Origin of the sequence: Ruminococcus flavefaciens (assembly GCF_900119075.1) — a bacterium.
Lineage (GTDB): Bacteria > Bacillota > Clostridia > Oscillospirales > Ruminococcaceae > Ruminococcus > Ruminococcus flavefaciens_Q.
Genome location: NZ_FPIP01000002.1, coordinates 490,417 through 505,346 on the forward strand (window position 1 = coordinate 490,417; position 14,930 = coordinate 505,346).

The 14,930-nt window shown below is 44.6% G+C and carries 13 protein-coding genes; all 13 read right to left on the reverse strand.

What is annotated here, in order from left to right; all coding sequences use genetic code 11:
• Positions 1-138: 138 nt before the first annotated feature.
• A complete protein-coding gene (locus BT105_RS04975; protein WP_072299708.1) occupies positions 139-1,794 on the reverse strand; it encodes a recombinase family protein in 1,656 nt (551 codons plus the stop codon).
• A gap of 92 nt (positions 1,795-1,886) precedes the next feature.
• The gene (locus BT105_RS14970) at positions 1,887-2,048 is read right to left on the reverse strand and encodes a hypothetical protein (RefSeq protein WP_177243930.1); all 162 of its coding nucleotides are present in this window, start codon (positions 2,046-2,048) and stop codon (positions 1,887-1,889) included.
• Between the two features lie 251 nt (positions 2,049-2,299).
• The gene (locus BT105_RS04980; RefSeq protein ID WP_072299709.1) at positions 2,300-3,622 is read right to left on the reverse strand and encodes a relaxase/mobilization nuclease domain-containing protein; all 1,323 of its coding nucleotides are present in this window, start codon (positions 3,620-3,622) and stop codon (positions 2,300-2,302) included.
• Positions 3,622-3,933, reverse strand: coding sequence for a plasmid mobilization protein (locus BT105_RS04985; protein WP_072299710.1), 312 nt, complete (start codon positions 3,931-3,933; stop codon positions 3,622-3,624). Before BT105_RS04985 ends, BT105_RS04980 begins: the two co-directional genes overlap by 1 nt.
• A gap of 320 nt (positions 3,934-4,253) precedes the next feature.
• On the reverse strand, positions 4,254-5,384 hold the full coding sequence (locus BT105_RS04990; protein WP_143186551.1) for an AAA family ATPase: 1,131 nt from the start codon (positions 5,382-5,384) through the stop codon (positions 4,254-4,256).
• A 1,000-nt stretch (positions 5,385-6,384) separates the two neighbouring features.
• Positions 6,385-7,167, reverse strand: a complete 783-nt coding sequence (locus tag BT105_RS04995) for a hypothetical protein (protein WP_072299712.1) — start codon at positions 7,165-7,167, stop codon at positions 6,385-6,387.
• Between the two features lie 152 nt (positions 7,168-7,319).
• On the reverse strand, positions 7,320-8,432 hold the full coding sequence (locus BT105_RS05000) for a nucleotidyltransferase domain-containing protein (RefSeq protein WP_072299713.1): 1,113 nt from the start codon (positions 8,430-8,432) through the stop codon (positions 7,320-7,322).
• Positions 8,419-10,143 (reverse strand): ABC transporter ATP-binding protein, encoded by a 1,725-nt coding sequence (locus BT105_RS05005; RefSeq protein WP_242940085.1) that lies wholly within the window; start codon positions 10,141-10,143, stop codon positions 8,419-8,421. The genes BT105_RS05000 and BT105_RS05005 overlap by 14 nt, the downstream gene beginning before the upstream one ends.
• Positions 10,140-10,577 (reverse strand): S24/S26 family peptidase, encoded by a 438-nt coding sequence (locus tag BT105_RS05010; RefSeq protein WP_072299714.1) that lies wholly within the window; start codon positions 10,575-10,577, stop codon positions 10,140-10,142. Before BT105_RS05010 ends, BT105_RS05005 begins: the two co-directional genes overlap by 4 nt.
• Entirely contained in the window at positions 10,570-10,830 is a 261-nt protein-coding gene (locus BT105_RS05015; protein WP_072299715.1) for a PqqD family protein, read from the reverse strand. The genes BT105_RS05010 and BT105_RS05015 overlap by 8 nt, the downstream gene beginning before the upstream one ends.
• Before the next feature lie 5 nt (positions 10,831-10,835).
• Complete coding sequence (locus tag BT105_RS05020; protein ID WP_072299716.1) at positions 10,836-11,570, reverse strand: hypothetical protein; 735 nt, start codon at positions 11,568-11,570, stop codon at positions 10,836-10,838.
• Complete coding sequence (locus tag BT105_RS05025) at positions 11,551-12,930, reverse strand: radical SAM protein (RefSeq protein WP_072299717.1); 1,380 nt, start codon at positions 12,928-12,930, stop codon at positions 11,551-11,553. The genes BT105_RS05020 and BT105_RS05025 overlap by 20 nt, the downstream gene beginning before the upstream one ends.
• Before the next feature lie 295 nt (positions 12,931-13,225).
• Positions 13,226-14,930 (reverse strand): hypothetical protein (locus BT105_RS14975; protein WP_177243931.1); only part of this gene is annotated, 1,705 nt, incomplete at its 5' end.

Sequence of the window (14,930 nt, forward strand, 5' to 3'; positions counted from 1 at the left end):
TTAGCCGTTAGCTATTAGATTGTAGGGGACGGCGTCCTCGACGTCCCATTTAAGGGACGCCTTCACTTCTAAACATTCCCTTAACAAACAATTTGTATGTATTTGGTCTCCGAGGGAGTTATCCCTCGGAGATTCACTTTATACCGCAGTCGGTATCTTTTCGTTTCCAATCATTATACCATCAACCTCGAAAGCCTTTGTCGTAGTAAACGAGAAGCGGATATTGATACGATTTGTACAAGTCCTCGAATACTTCTCAGGCTTTTCGTAAACTTCAATGCAGCTGATGAAGGCTCTGAGTATTGACGGAGTTACCTTTGTGACATTTACGATCTTCTTGGCGCTGGCGATAAAGTCACGAACACATTTCTCACGGGCATTTATGGCGTTTGCCCTAGAATCAAGCTCATGAAGCTTTGCTTTCAGTTCAGCCTGTTCTTTCTCATAGCCACCTGCAAGACTGTCGTAGCGCTCGGGAGTTAATCTGCCTGTAACTCTGTCCATATAGAGTGTGCTGATCGCATTTTCAAGCTGTGCTATCCTTGATTCGTACTCGTTTCGCAAATTTTCAGTTTCTTTGAGCTTTTCTTTAGATTCTGCTTCACCGTTGCTCATTGCCATTTCATAGAATTCCTCAGAATGCTCCCTTGCAAATTTAGTGACCTTCTTCAAAGATTGAAGCACAACGTCATCGATAAGCGATTCCTTTATATAATGTGCAGTACAATCACTCTTTCGGCTTTCGTATCGGCTGCACCTGAAAGTGTTATACTTTGGAGTTTTTCCGTGATGAAGATACAGTCTTGCTCCACACTCGGCGCAGTAGAGGTAGCCTGCGTACTTATCCATATCGCCGCGCTTATCAGCGCGTTTTCTTCCTGCGAAGTGCTTCTGGACAAGATCAAATGTAACTCTGTCAATGATTGCTTCGTGCGTGTTAAGGAATATCCTCATATTCTCAGGCGAGTTCTTGATACGCTTTTTCAGCTTATAGGACTTAGTGTAAGTCTTGAAATTGACCGTATCTCCGCAATATATCTGATTGGAAAGCATATTGCGCACCGTTCTTATCGTCCAAGCGTATGGCTTGTCAAGCTTTGGATTTCCGGCACGGCTGCCTGTTTTTCGGAAAGCGTAAACGCTTGGCGACAGCACTTCGTCTTTTTCAAGCTCGGCACATATCTTCTTGACGCCCTTGCCGCTTGCGTACATCTCAAAGATACGTTTGATGACAGGTGCTGTCTCGGGATCGGGGACTATATGCTTCGGATCGTCGGGATCCTTCATATATCCGTAGGCGATGATTGCTCCCACTCGCTCTCCGCGCTCGCCTTTAGCGTGCTGTACAGCTCGCACCTTCTTTGACGTATCTCGGGCGTAAAAGTCGTTGAAGTAGTTCTTCAATCCCGACCAGTCACTGTTCCCCAGTGCGCTGTCAACGCCGTCCGTAATAGCGATAAACCTTACGTCGTGAGCAGGGAATACCAGATCCATGAGCCGGCCTGCCTCAAGGTAATTTCTTGAAAGTCGGCTCTGATCTTTCACGATAACTGTTCCAACGAGTTCGTTCTCAACGTCTTTCAGCATTCTGAGATAGTCGGGACGGTTATCGCTGACTCCGCTGTAACCGTCGTCAATATAGTATTGGCAGTTGCAGAAGCCGTTTTTGTCGGCGTAGTCCTTTAACATCAATCTTTGATTTTCAATTGACAGCGACTCTCCTGCACGCAAGTCCTCCTGACTGAGGCGGCAGTACAGTGCTGTTATTTTATTCGCGTTTGATTCTGTTTTCATATATCCTCCTGTTCCGAAGCTGATTCCGGAATCAAACCGAATAGGATACACACATAGTATACCACTATTCGGTCTGAAAGTCCAGAACTTTTTTAGCCTGCTTTCTCCTTATTTATTAGTTCTTTCATCTTATCATAAGCTGTTTCGCTCACATCTTCGGGAAGAGGGAACGTGAACGTCACGTCAAAAGTCTTCCCGTCAACTGAGATCTTGTTTTCTGAATAATAAAGCTTTTCATTCTCTTTTTCAGCCATTCGATCATACTCCTTCTATTTGTCTTGTTCATGTTTCCTGTGAAATTATAATTGTTCATTTTTCATTACTCCTTTGAAGTATATTTTTGTAAAGGTGCTGCCATTTTGACAACACCTAATAAGCTCAGTCCGTTTTAGACACCCCTTTGCTGAGTCTGCGGCTTGCCGACTCAGGTATATTAATTGATACTTGAGTGTACCCTGATTCAAGGTACACCTACCGATGACTTCCTATTATAGCGAGCCGTCACTTAGCCCATGTGCATACCGAGCTCTTCCTTTTTACGGAGCTCTTTTGCGAGAGACTTTCGGTCAACGTGTTCCCGAGCGTATTCGGTATCGTCGGCAGGCTCGTCCTCTATCAGCGTAGCCACAGCAGCAATGCCGCTGACGAAATCAGGTGCAGAAGCTCTATCGCTGCCACTGCTGTGAGAAGTCTGAAGCCGCGCTTCCTGTTCTGCTCGTCGGAGCATTTCAGCTGCGATAAGGTCTGCTCGTTCAGCTTCCCAGCCTGTGAGGACAAGTCCTTCGCCGCCTGATTCAGCTTCGATACCTCTGCCGTCACGTTCTGCGACGTCAGCTCTCTTACCTTCTCTGCACTCTCCAGCACCTGGTCGAATATCACTTTCTGATTTCGCAGGTGCTGTTTCATCTGCTCGTATGTCATAGTCTCGTCGGCTCTCGCCTTCGTTTCTATTGATAAGTCCGTCAGCAATTTCAGCTGTGCAATAGTCGCTTGCCAGTTGCTGTCGGGGACGTACACCATTGTCGGTGCGTCCGAAGCCTCCTGCAAGTTCTGCTTGGAGGCTGCTCTCATTTCTTCGTATTTCGAACTCATACACCATGTTCTCCTTTCTGTATTTTGCTTCGTGAAGCTTATTGTCACGGCAGCGTCTGCCGTTGGGACAGGTGTATGTGATGTACTTTCGACTGTCTTCCCATTTCACATCGTAGCCGTACTGCTTCATGTAGAAGCGGAATTGTTTCTTCGACTTTGCTCTTTTCATGACTGCGTCAATGGTATTGATGAGATCCATCTTCCAGCTTTCTCTGCGCATTGCACACCTGTATTCGCCAGTGGTCACACCGTGAGTCTGCTTTCCAAGCTCGGGCTGTGTAAGAGTTGTCACTCCATATTTCATACAGATCTCGTCCGACAACTGACGCAGTTCTTGCAGTGTGAACTTGTTCGAGTGGTACTTCAAACCTGTGTCGGCGTTGACTGCGTTTAGTATGAAGTGCGAGTGTATATGGTCGGCGTCGGTATGGGTTGCCACCACAACTTCGTGACCTTTGAAGGCACGCTCTGCAAACTCAACTGCTATTTTATGAGCAAGTGCTGGTTCTATCTCATAGCCGCTCGGGTGAGATTGTACGAAGTGATAGTAGCGAATGCCGCCAGTTTTGCCGTACATCTCACGGGTGTTTTTGAATTCCTGATAAGCTGTGGGCAACGAACAGTTGAGAGCTGTCACATATTTCTTGCCCTCGGTCTTGTCGTCGCGGCAGATGTAGTCGAGACTTTTCTTGCCACCGCCGCCGTGCTTAGTGCTTATCGCTGTTACCGTCGCCACTATTTCACCTCCCGAAGCAGCTGACCAATCATCTCCGTGAACTTTCTGTGCTCATCAAGGAGCGGCTGGAAGTTCACGGCAGTCAGCCTGTCCATGTTGGCAAGCGTAGCTATCTGATTCAGGTTGCGCCCGATAGCTTTCTGTTGCCGAACTATCTCGTCAATGCCTGTTGCAACAACGATTTTCTTGCCGAGAGCACTCCTAATTACGAAGTCATTGAGCCGCAGTCCGTGCCGCTCGGCAAGCTCATGGATACGTCTGCTTTCTTCCTCTGTGCAGCGTATCGCTATGGTTGTGTTTCGTTTTCTCATGTTATCTACCTCCTGACTTTTGTTTGTATATGCCTATGATTTAAAGGGGGTTCGGGGTTCGCCCCGACAAGCAAGGCGGCAGGCGGAATGCCAGCTGCTATGCTTGCCTTCCCAGAAGGGAAGATTTTTTGTCACCACCGCTACTTTTCTCCTCTGCGGATAAATCAGTAACGAATCGTGACGGAATCGCCACACTCGCTCGACGCTGCGCGACAACCGCTTTCACCGTCGCAGGTGGGATAACTATCCGATTTGTGTGTCGGCGGCAAAAACGGCGTGTTTTGTGCGTGGCTTTACCGTCACCCGAGACCGTTATACCGTCACCCTGAGACACCTATGCCGTCACCCGCATTTTTACCGTCACCCGCCTCAAACAAAGGTAAATAGACGTTTTCCGAGTTTCGGGTGCCGGCATGGTCAGCAATTTCTACCCACAGCAGGGTTCCGTTTTTACTGTCACCCGATTCGTCATAAACGAGTTCAAGTATTCGCGAGCCATGACTTCTGCGCATACTGAATTGCACACCGTACACTTTTAATTCTTCGGTGTGCTGAACAAGATTTCTCGTCATCCAGTTTGCGACATACTCACGATTGAAGTGTTTGTACATAAGCTTGCAGAGTTCAGTCGCCGAACCTGTGAAATGTTTTTCATCGACCATGAGATCATGTATGGCAAAAGAGAAAAGGTCCGGCTTGCGCTCAGGCACAACATCAGCAACATTCCACCTGTGATTTGCAAACTCCAGATTCAATTCAAGGTGTTCAATGTCACGACCTGCACAGTGCAGCTTTGCCTTACCGCTGCCGCGACGCTCTTCGATCATCACCATGATTCCGTCAACGCTGCCTATGATTCCAGTCGAGCCCGATACCATATTGAACGGATCGCTGTCATAACACTTGCGCGTATGGTGTACGACAAGTATTGCGACTTTCAGCTTATCCGCGAGCGCTCTCAGTACAGATAGCTCCTTGTAGTCAGAGCCGTAGTTGACATCGGTATTGCTGCGAACCTTTTGCAGAGTGTCGATAACTATAACTTTAAGATTCGGAAGTTCCTGTTTGCTTTTTTCAAGTTCTTCTTCCAGACCGTTGCCAATGGATTTCGCTTCGATTGCGAAGTTCAAGTTCTCACAGGGCTCATCTGTGAGCTCGTATATCCTGTTCTGCAAGCGCAGGAGGTTGTCCTCAAGACTCAGATACAATACCTGACCTTTATTCGTATCGTGCTTGAGAAACTGCTCTCCATTTGCTACCGACATACACAAGTCCAGTGCAAACCATGACTTACCTATCTTCGGTGCTCCTGCAAGGATATACAACCCAGGGTACATCATTTTGTAGATGATGTAGTCCTGCTTTTCCAGCGGAGTTGTCATAATGTACTCGCTGTTGTAGATCGTTAATTCGTTTCCTATAAAACCATCTCCTTCTTTTTTCTCAGACACAGCCGACAGCTTTTTTCGTTACGGGCAACTGCTCGTGCGAACTAATTGTGTGGGCTGTGTCGGGCGGATATTTGCTCTCCCAAGTGAAAAATGTGGGAGCAGTATCCTTTATGCAAAACACATTGTTTTTGCATACTTTTTCGCTCCTAAAACTACTATCCCGAAATGCGATAATGTTTTAACGAGAACTGACCTTTTCTCACTAAGATCTGTCATTGACTACAAAGCACATAGAATAGAGCTTTGCAAGTGCTTTCACTCAAAACTATTATGTTGACAATTTTGAATGGTTTTTCGATAAAAATGAGCGTTTCGGAATGAAAATGTGGGAGCAGTATCTTTTTTACAATTTGGACTGTTTTTGGCACATAGATCAGACACATCACGAACGGGTCAGTACAAAAGCGCGCGAAACATCACGGACCTGCTGCGGCTTCACAGTGGTATCCGCCGCGCTCTTGCCTGACCGAATCAGAAGCCGCCCGACTGCACATCGGACTCATAGGCAACTTAAATGCTCGGCTGCCCCGGCACACCCCCATTGCCTGCGACGGTCTTATCACGCTCGGACTGTGGCTGAGTGTAAGTATCCGTTCCCGACTTTCATCGCTCCTTCACGCCTGCGCTGTGTGAAACCGAAGATGTTACCGCTCGGCTTTCGCGTCATCGCGCATCTTCGGGCTGGTACGGCTCACCGCCCCACCATCGGAAACAACGTAACTCCTGATCCCATATTCAATTGTCAAGTTACTGTTTTATTTTACTTGTTCATTTCAGGTCACCCCTTTGTAGTATTTATGTGTAATATATCATACAACATATCATATTACGCAATTTTGAGAAGAATGAGCAGCGTTACCAATTGAACTCTGCTCTGCTTTATATTAATTGTAATTGTATATCCGATATATACTATTACTTGTTCTCAATTATATTATAGCACGCCATTTTTATTTGTCAAGGCATCCTCAAAAATTTTGAAAAGAAAAAGAGCAAAGCGTCAATGCTTTGCTCTTGATTTATATACGTTATATTGATTGCGGCATCTTGCGGAGCAGAACTCGCTGCGTATGTCGGCTGCGTAGAACAGCTTTCCGCAGTGCTTGCAGGTGCGGAGCGGCTTCTTATCGTCGGTTACTGCTTTTGCGAAGGCTAAGTCTATCATTGCCTTGAGTGAATCGTACTCGCACAGCAGGTTCAGACCATTCCTGTCATCTATCTTGTAGGTCAGACGAGGAGGCATGAACTCCGTCAGCTTGAATTCCTTCCCTTTTATAAAGCTGTACAGATACTTGAAGTATTTCTTCAGCCATTCAAGCGGCTCGCAGTATTTATACTTTCGCAGGAACATTGTCGAGTATATCGGGCTTCGGTAGTACAGTCTGAGCTTACCTTTCTGGTTGGATTTAGCCATTATGTCGATGTTATCGAGAGGAAAGAATGTCTTTGAAAACTCATTCACCTCTATGATTCCGCTATCGGTAAAGATATTGTCACGAACGATGACACGTTCATTTTTGCCTATGTCCGAGCCTGCAATGTCAGGCATTATACCGAGTAATCCGTATTTGTGAACAAAATCAAGAACCATTTCATTCTGTCCGAGGTCGTTCTCGGTCAGGTAATTGCCGAGGTTCAAAGCGTCGGTCATCATTTCATTTTCGCTTTTGATTGGGTCATAAACCGAGCCGTATTCGCAGGGAACGATGTACTCAGTGCCGTTTATGCTCTGTATTTCGTATCTTGTATTCTTATGCCAATGGCTGACTAATAGATGTTCCATGCTAACCCTTCTTTATATGTAATTACTTTTGGATGTATTTATATTACTTATTGATTGTATTCTATCATACTATTTAATGTTTGTCAAGTTCTGATGAATTATAAAAAGGCACTGCAACAAACAGCGCTTTATATCATTATCATGCATATGCTTTATTGATTTCCAAGTTGTTTGAACTCGCTGCCAACCTTTTTTCTGTTGACAGTCGCACCACGGAAGAATCTGTAAATATATGCCACCGGTATAAGCAGCTTACTCTTTTTCACCCACGGAACAGAGCCTTCAAGGAAGCTGATTGGTGGGAAGAAACGATATATCAAGTACCGAATCTTCGAACCTTTTCCACGATACTTTACTCCATTTCGAACTACATTATCTATATTACCATAAGTTTCTGACATAACATAGTAGTCAAGGAGCCTTTTATCTTCAAGCGTAAGCTGCTTCAACGTGAATACTTTTATTGCAAGCTCACGATTGCTGCGCTCAAAGTCTGCGATACCCAGTTTATCAAGTTCTGCATTGAGATAACCCCAATCAAGAGAGCTTTTGAACTTACACAGAAATATGTACGTATCTACAAGTGATCTTACACCTGTTCCGCCGCCTGTAAAGTGCTTGTACTCATGTGCCAGCATGAACAGATAGAAGTCTTCGTCACTGAAGTGATATCCGTAATCGTTAGTCTTATCCTTTATTAAGCGAGCCTTAACGTTATTAAAGTAACCATACAAATTCCCTATATGAGCTGAACTGAACAAACTACTGTGCATCTCAAAATTGAGGACAGGCTCTTTGAAATAAACATCGTGATTTCCTTGCCCGAAATGCTCACAGATATATCTTGATTCAAGAAAAATATCGCGTACCTTAGTCATTTTCTCGCTGTCAACAAGAATATCATTATCAGCCATCTGACGCATACCAAGCTTGGGATACCAGTCATGAAGCAAAGAGCCTTTAAGCGGCATATACCAAATCTTTTCAGCTTCGAGCTTGCGGAGTATATTTCCGCGTTCAGCGTCAAGGAGGATATTCTTACGGATAGCTTTTTCCTTTGCCTGTGTGAAGTCGTTATCCTTAATGCCTACTGACTCAAGTGCATAAGCAACACAAGCTGTGAGAATATGCTTCTGGCACACCTCAAACAGCTTCGGCAGATCAAGGTTGTCGATACGCTCCTGTCTGGGCTTTTTATTATTGATCACGCAGGCGGTAAGATATATCATATCAGCCGCGTTCTTGCGAAATTCACGCTTTTCCATTTTCTATCACTCCGTTTTCGGTAAATCGCATTATCCTGTCGCAAATCTCTAAAGCGGCAGGGCGATGTGTAACTATTACTACTGTTTTATCTGTCATATTTTTGAGATTTTCAAGGACTTTTCTTTCGGTAGCCTCATCAAGAGCAGAAGTCGCTTCGTCAAGAAGCAGGATTGGACATTTTGAATATATAGCCCTTGCTATGGCTATACGCTGCATTTGTCCTTCGGAAAGACCTGTTCCTCGCTCACCGAGAAGAGTATCTGCTCCGTCATCAAGCTCGCTGACGAACTCATAAGCGCAGGCTATTTTCAGTGCTTCATTTATACGCTCGTCATCATGAAGTCCGCTCTTATCGGCGAAGCAAACCACATCGCGTATCGTTCCGCTCATGAGCTGATTGCCCTGGGGAACATAAGCGAACAGACGGTGAAACTTCGCTGAAAGTTCCTCTGTACTTCCAGATCTATCGGTTATGTAACGCCTGCCGCCGTCAAGCTTATAAATACACATGAGCAGCTTAAGAACGGTACTTTTGCCGCAGCCACTATGACCTGTGAACGCAACATACTGTCCCTTGCCTATCTCAACGCTTATATCCCTGAGAACAACAGGCATAGCCTCTTTAGTGAGCTGACAAACGCTGTCGCCTGACGGATAGTAGGCAAACTCTGCGTTATCAAGTCCCATTGCTTTGAAGCTGCTGCGGTAATAATCGAGAGTTTCATCAATATCCATAGGCTGAACATCGCTGTCGTTCTCGAAAGCCTCTATCTCCATAAGGCGCTCTGCACTCGCCGTCATGGCATAAAACTTAGGCAAATAGCCCGTTATATTGGCAAATGGCGACTGGATCTGAGAGATGAGCTGAGTTATCGCGGTGAGTGTTCCGTAGCTGATAGCTCCCGTTAGAATGCCATAGCCGCAGTAAATAACGCCGCCCACATACATTCCCTGCATACCTGTCTGGAAACCGATATTGCAGAAATTCGAGAAACGGACGCGCTTCATGCGCGAGCCCTTGTGGTCGCACATCTTGTCAAGCGCCTCAGCTTCGATCTGTTTTTCAGCTGCAAATGAGCGTATCATCATCATGCTTCCGAGGCGTTCCTGCAAATATACACGAAGCTTTCCGTCACGCTCCTGTATATTCTTATGGAGCTTTTTCAATACCTTTCGGAAGCCGTATGTGGCGAAGAACAGAACTATTCCCACTGGAAGCAGCACAAATGCAAAGCGGTAATCAAGGAATATCATCATTACCATTGCACTGACCATTTTTACTATCATTCCCGCAAGTCCGGGAAGTATCTCAACACTGTTTTGGGAGACAACTACCGTATCGTTTGTGAGACGATTCAGCCACTCGCCTGAATGCACTGAGCTGACGGTTCCAAAGTCTTTGGTGAGGATATTATTCAGAAGCCTCTGCTTGAAAAGGTTTTCAAGGGAGGCACGGGAAAGCTCCTCCAGCCAGCGAATGATCGTCCTCATTGCGACCTGTACTAACACAAGGAGTATTATCAAGAGGACATTTAGCTTGAAACCGCTCCTGTCGCCGTCAACTGCACTGTCAACGATATTTCTCAGCAGTAATGCGTAAAGAACTCCGCTGCCGCCGTGAAGTGCATTCACTATCATCAGCCACAAAATGTTCCACTTTTTTCTGCCAGTGACCGAATAGAGCCACTTTATTGCGTTATTCTTCATCATTTTACTTTTCTCTTCCACCATCTTGGAAAAGCCTTTGCTTTTAGAACAAGTTCTCGAACAGGGAAAAAATCACACCATAAATGCACATACAGCTTATACTTCCAGTCGTTTACAGAGATTTCCTTGCCGTTTCGGACAACCGCAGTCAGCACACCAATGATATGCCTGTCACGGATACCATACTCCTTGACCCAGCGGTTGTCACCGCAGATAACATAATCGTTTTTGCGAACTTTGAGGATACGGTGAAGCACATACTGTCCGCTGTCCCGCTTATACAGCGGAACATCATACTTTTTCAGTCTGCCGTGAACGGGCTCTATGATGAGCAGATCCCTATCCTGTTTTATGAGCGGCATCATGCTGTCACCTTTGTTTGTATAGATGAGCTTGCCATTTTTGGCAAGCTGTTCTTCAAATGTTGAATTAGCCATCTATAGCTCCGATTTTTCTAAGCTGTGCGATAACTTTCTTCACGTCGCGCTCCATAGCATCTTTTGGACCGTCGTACTTCTTCTGCATTTTAGCAACTATCTCAGCCTCTGTGGTATCCTTTTCAAGGCAGCTTATGATAAATCCGGCTGTTTCATTGCTGCGGACAAGCCCTGAAAACTTGCTTGCTCCGGTAGAAACGAGGAGCTTCTGGTCACCGTCGTCGTGAGTTAGAAATGCATTATTAAGTTTCATAATGATTATCCTTTCATTGCGTTATATGCGACTTCCGCCGCTTCAATATCCATATTGCAGCCGAGCTTGTATAGCTCAACACTCGCTGCCAGCTTGTCCACAAGTTTGAGAGTTTTAGCCATTTGCAGAGGATCCTGTGGACGGTAGACCTGCTGCAAAAGCATTGCATAGGCTTCTGATTTATCAATGCGGACGATACTGTTTTTCTCGCCGCGGGTAAGTATACATATCGCTTTCAGCGGTACTGACATATTGCAGCCGAGCCTGTGCTTGCCGTTATACGGCGTACCATAGGCGATAACTTCGCTGTCTGTGATTTTCAGCATGGGCTTGTCATCATTGATCATTATCGCCTTATCTCCGAGGTATTCGCGCCACAGAGCCGTATGCGTGGACTTACCTGTACCAGACTTAGCCGTAAACAGGAATCCCTGTCCGTCAACTGCTATGACCGAACCGTGGAATATTACCGTACCATAGTTCGGCATCTTTTCTCCGATTTTTCGATAAACAGCTGTTTCTTCAAGAGTTCCTTTGGAAAAATTAGGTAATGCTAATCCTTCATATGCATACTCCGAATCTGTTTTATGTTTTTCGTAGACAATATCTTCGTCAGTTGTCATCACAGAAAAATCAGCCTGTTCATCGGTTTCATAGTCCTTACAGTAATCATGGACTTTCTCGTATATAGAGGTCACTTCGATGACCTTGTCTGCAATTTTATATTTCTTCGTCATCATCTTCTGTTTCCGTATTCACTCCCTTTAACAGATTATGCATAGCGTGTTCAGTTTTCAGACAATGATATTCATAGCATTTCTCAAACCAACCTGGGCAACCGTTTTTTAAAAATGGAGTACATTCAGGCAGAAAAGGACACTTCGCGCACTTTTCATCGACTTTGGAAGCTGAACTCAGTTCATCAAACTTTGCTTTGTCTGTTACTCCGTCGAATATATTCCCCCATGTCTGAGCTTCGGGAAGGTGTTCGCAGTTATTGAAAACACCGTCGGGAGTGATAACTACACATTTTCCGATACTGTCAGCCATACAGAAATTCATTCTCAGACGAACAGCATTATGTTCGCCTTTTGAACTTTTTGGAATATCAAGCTGATTTTGAAATTCGGTCAGTTCAAATATCCTTTTGTAAAGTTCAATACAGCGTTCTCCGTGCTGTTCCTGAAACAGCGGAGCAATATACAGCGAGATATTCTTCATGTCACCAAATTCGACTTTTATCTTATGAAGAAAATCCGGAATCCTTTCAATATTGTCAAAATCCACATTAACACGCAGACTAATTTTTATGCCCTCATCAGCGAGATAATGTATTGCTTTCATAACAACATCATAGTTGTGCTTTTCGGGATTGTAGTAATTCTTACGCGAAGTATAGTCCTCTTTCGCACCGTCAAGCGAGACCTGCACCTTTTTCAGATTCCAAAGTTCATTTGCTTCATGTGCCAGTTCCTTCGTTAGCAGACTTGCATTCGTGACCATGCTCGACTCATACGACACTCCACGCTCACGCAATGCATTACATATATATCGTATAATACCAGCGTTAGCAAGCGGCTCTCCACCGAACCAACGCAGTTTTACTGTATCATTATACCTTGTTTCACAGATAAAGTCAACAAGCCGGTCTGCCGTTTCGATTGTCATCGTTTTAACAGCATATCCTTCTTCGTAGCAATAAACACAACGAGCATTACAGCCTGTGGTCGGTAAAATAACATAACTGCTGATTCCCTTTTTTTGCCCAGCCATTGTTTTGAGAAGAAATACTGTTTCCTGATAGTGCTTGATTTCATCATAATCGGTCTCAACTATATATCGTGACATTACAAGCTGTTCCAGTCTGTTAGAAACGATAAAGTCATATCCGATAGATAGGTCCTTAATTTGCTGAACCGAATTCCACTCCCGCTCTGTCAGTTCCATGACTTCAAAGGTCAATGTATTATAAATCAGAAGTATTCCATTTTCTGCGTAAAGATATGTATAAAGTGAAAGGCGGTAATTCGTCTCAATGTTCAATTTTTTCTTGTTAATTATATTGATGACTCTGCTGTCACCGTTTTTTATTATCTTCATTTTATCACCTTTAATATAATACTGGCAAAAGGCTGCACAGCCATAATAGCCGTACAGCCTCCGTCGTGTTCAAATGCTAAGATTAAAAGAAATCACAACCGCCCTCTATATGAGAAGGACAACTTGTTGTAATCACATCCTCTGCATCGAACTGGATTATTTCGAGTTCAGCCTCAACATACTGCATCATAATACACCTCTTTTCTTAAAAATAGATCGATCTATTGTAACAAATCAAACAGTATTGCTTGACTATTACCTGAAAGAATTTGAATAGAATTTATGCATTCATATTTTAAAATTTTACGAAGACCTGATCACCGTAAACATAGTTTTCACCGATCTGGATATATGGTCTCAGGTAGATGCCTGTACCATTGTCACTTGCTCCGATCGTGCCGGTTGCAGCCGTCTTTATGACGCTTGCTACGCCAGCCATACCGACTGTCATATCCTTATCCAGTTCTCCGTCTCTATAGCACAGGAAACCGTAGACTGCATTCTCTGGTCCGTCATAAGTATTCTTGTAACTAAAAATGATACCGCCGGTGCTGTTGGCTACCTTAAAGCCTGTTATCTTTGATGTTGCTGCCGCCAGCGTTTCCTGCTTGAGCAGCTCGGAATGCTTTACATATACCTGATCTCCGTACTTGTATTTATCACCGATCTTGATGTATGATCTCAGATAAATACCATTTCCTTTGTCGCTTGCTCCGAGTGTTCCCTCGGCAGTTGTCTTTTTAATACTTGCTATGCCTTCCATTCCAACTGTCATGTTCTCGTTCATTACGCCGTCTCTATAGCACAGGAAGCCATATTCTGCATTTTCATTTCCGCTATATGTATTACTGTAATTAAAGATAACTCCTCCGTTTTTATTTGCAATGGTATAGCCCGTGATCTTTGATGCCGCTTCATCAAATGCCTTTTGAGCCATAAGCTCGGAATGCTTTACATATACCTGATCTCCGTACTTGTACTTGTCACCGATCTTTATATACGGTCTCAGATAAATGCCATTTCCCTTGTCGCTTGCTCCAAGCGTTCCCTCAGCAGCTGTCTTTTTCACACTTGCAATACCAGCCATATCAACAGTCATATCCTTGTTCAGTACGCCGTCTCTATAGCACAGGAAGCCATATTCTGCATTTTCATTTCCGCCATATGTATTGCTGTAATTGAAGATAACACCGCCGGTGCTGTTTGCCATGACATAACCTGTTATTGCAGTTGTTGCTTCATCATACGCCTTCTGATCCATCAAATCAGAGTGCTTTACAAACACTTGCTCGCCATAAACGTATTCTTCACCAATCTGGATATACGGTCTCAGGTAGATGCCTGTACCCTTGTCACTTGCTCCGATCGTGCCGGTTGCAGCCGTCTTTATGACGCTTGCTACGCCGTTCATTCCTACTGTCATATCCTTATCAAGTACACCGTCTCTGTAGCAAAGAAATCCGTAAACAGGATCGGTATCGCCTTCATAGTTATACCTGTAGCTGAAGATAACTCCGCCTGTCGTATTTGCAGACTGCCAGTCGGTGATCTCGGAGAATGCTGTGATATACGTATCCTGTACTGTCTTTGATGTCGAATACTCTTCTTCCTCAAAGGTCACAGTTGCTGTATACTTCATTCCATTAGCTACTCTCGTCGGCACCACAGCAGCATTGACTGTTGTCTTTGCGCCGCAATCATCACATTTAAATATTGCAACCGCCTGATTGTCATTCGTCCAGTACCACTGTATATTTTCAGTGCCATAGTCGTGATTTCCGGTCACTGCAATTGCAAGCTGGGCAGCTGTTACAGGAATATATGCTCCCTCTTCATTCTTGAGGTATGCTGCACCGTTTTCATCTGTCCAGTGTGCCTTTACTCCTGCTGCTCCGCAGGATGCATTGACCTCGGCTACTGCTGTGTAAGCGTGATCTATGACAAATGTTCCGTCTGCTGTACCTGTGTAGTTCGTTCCTTTCTTTGCTGTTACGATCACA

Coding starts and splice junctions, on each gene's coding strand:
- BT105_RS04975 (WP_072299708.1), bottom strand. CDS start 1,794: ATGAAAACAGAATCAAACGCGAATAAAATAACAGCACTGTACTGCCGC.
- BT105_RS14970 (WP_177243930.1), bottom strand. CDS start 2,048: ATGGCTGAAAAAGAGAATGAAAAGCTTTATTATTCAGAAAACAAGATC.
- BT105_RS04985 (WP_072299710.1), bottom strand. CDS start 3,933: ATGAGAAAACGAAACACAACCATAGCGATACGCTGCACAGAGGAAGAA.
- BT105_RS04995 (WP_072299712.1), bottom strand. CDS start 7,167: ATGGAACATCTATTAGTCAGCCATTGGCATAAGAATACAAGATACGAA.
- BT105_RS05000 (WP_072299713.1), bottom strand. CDS start 8,432: ATGGAAAAGCGTGAATTTCGCAAGAACGCGGCTGATATGATATATCTT.
- BT105_RS05005 (WP_242940085.1), bottom strand. CDS start 10,143: ATGATGAAGAATAACGCAATAAAGTGGCTCTATTCGGTCACTGGCAGA.
- BT105_RS05010 (WP_072299714.1), bottom strand. CDS start 10,577: ATGGCTAATTCAACATTTGAAGAACAGCTTGCCAAAAATGGCAAGCTC.
- BT105_RS05015 (WP_072299715.1), bottom strand. CDS start 10,830: ATGAAACTTAATAATGCATTTCTAACTCACGACGACGGTGACCAGAAG.
- BT105_RS05020 (WP_072299716.1), bottom strand. CDS start 11,570: ATGATGACGAAGAAATATAAAATTGCAGACAAGGTCATCGAAGTGACC.
- BT105_RS05025 (WP_072299717.1), bottom strand. CDS start 12,930: ATGAAGATAATAAAAAACGGTGACAGCAGAGTCATCAATATAATTAAC.